Genomic DNA, 1,392 nt, shown 5'->3' with positions numbered 1-1,392 from the left:
GGATTCGGCGTCCCGGCGGCACTCGTCGCCCTCGTGATGGCCGCTTCCGGGGCATTGCTGGCCCGCCGTCGCTGATCGCGAGCGGGATCGCGGCCGTGGCTCAGACGGACCGTTGTCCGTCAGTTCGGGAGCAACCGCGAACCGTCCTGCGGGTGCTCCGGGACATCGTTACGACAGACCGTCTCAAAGAAACGGATCCCGCGTTCGACGTTCGGGATGACCGCGATCCGTCGTGCACGATCGCACCTGCGGCGTTCGCACCCCTCGCTACCGACGAGTTCGATTGGAGAGAGTGCCGGCTGACTCACCGCAGGGGTCTCACGCCTCGAGGTCGACGCGGAACTGACACGCGTCGGCACCGTCGTCGGCGCAGGCCGTTTCCGCGACGGTCGCGTCGGCGTCGAACGCGGCGACGATCCCGTCGAGAATCCCGTGGGCGAGGCCGCAGTATCGGGTGTCGCGGCCCGACTCGTACGTGACGACCGCAGCGTCGGACTCGCGGTGACAGGAGAGTGCAGGCAGTACGGTCCCCTCGGTTGCAGCGTCGACGTCGTCGGTGACAGCCTCGAGTGACTCGAGCAGTTCCGGCAGGTCCCAGTCGCGGCGGAAGTGAGCGTTGAACGTCGACAGCAGTTCCGGCGAGAGGGTCCGACCGAAGTCGCGTTCGATCGCGCGCCTGTTCTGGGTGGCCATCGCCGACAGCGTCTCGAGGATGGCGTCGATCTCGCCGTCGTCGTAGTGGGTGACGGGCAGGTACAGCTTCGGCTCGAGGCCGGAGCGTTCGACGATCGTGCCCCACGTGTCGTCGTCGGTCCGGGTGACGACGTACTCTTTGAGGGTTTTGTGGACGATTCCGTGCATCGAGTCAATGTAGGTCGGTATCCGCGGCGTCTCGTGTGGCCGAGCGAGTCTCGTGCCACGCGCTAACACCTAGGGCACTACCCGGGGACTACTTAACCGTTTACTTACAGGTGTCTCGCGAGGGTCGGTGCGACGGAGACGGCGCTGACCCCGCGCTCGATGGTGTCGGTGCCGTAGATCGCTTCGACGCCGGCCCGCGAGAGCTTCGTGACGGCGTTGCGGGCCAGCAGCGGGTGGACGCAGGTGACGAACACACGTTCCACGTTTCGCTCCTGTAGGACGCCGACGGCCTCGCTCATCGTGGACCCCGTCGCGATGATATCGTCGACCACGACGACGTCTCGGTCGGCCACGTCGATGCCGCTCGGGGATATCTCGACGTCGGTTCCGGAGTGGCGGGTCTTCTCGAAGTAGTCGATCTCGCCCGCGCCGGCGGCGTCCCGGACCGTCTCGGCGAGATCGATCGCGCCGGCGTCGGGGGAGAGAAAGACCGGCTCCGCAAGGTCGTCGGGCAGCGGCTCGGCCAGTCGG

General features: G+C 67.1%; 2 protein-coding genes. Both read right to left on the bottom strand.

What is annotated here, in order from left to right:
• Window positions 1–318: 318 nt before the first annotated feature.
• The gene (locus PGX04_RS21080) at window positions 319–861 is read right to left on the bottom strand and encodes a heme NO-binding domain-containing protein (RefSeq protein WP_273740303.1); all 543 of its coding nucleotides are present in this window, start codon (window positions 859–861) and stop codon (window positions 319–321) included.
• 104 nt (window positions 862–965) lie between these two features.
• On the bottom strand, window positions 966–1,392 hold a 427-nt coding region (prs, locus tag PGX04_RS21075; protein ID WP_273740302.1), incomplete at its 5' end, for a ribose-phosphate diphosphokinase.

This window comes from Natrinema soli, from assembly GCF_028618695.1.
This window is presented reverse-complemented; position numbering and strand designations above follow the sequence as displayed.

What these genes read in the sequence shown, in the direction of transcription:
- PGX04_RS21080 (WP_273740303.1), bottom strand. Translation starts at nt 861, where the DNA reads ATGCACGGAATCGTCCACAAAACCCTCAAAGAGTACGTCGTCACCCGG.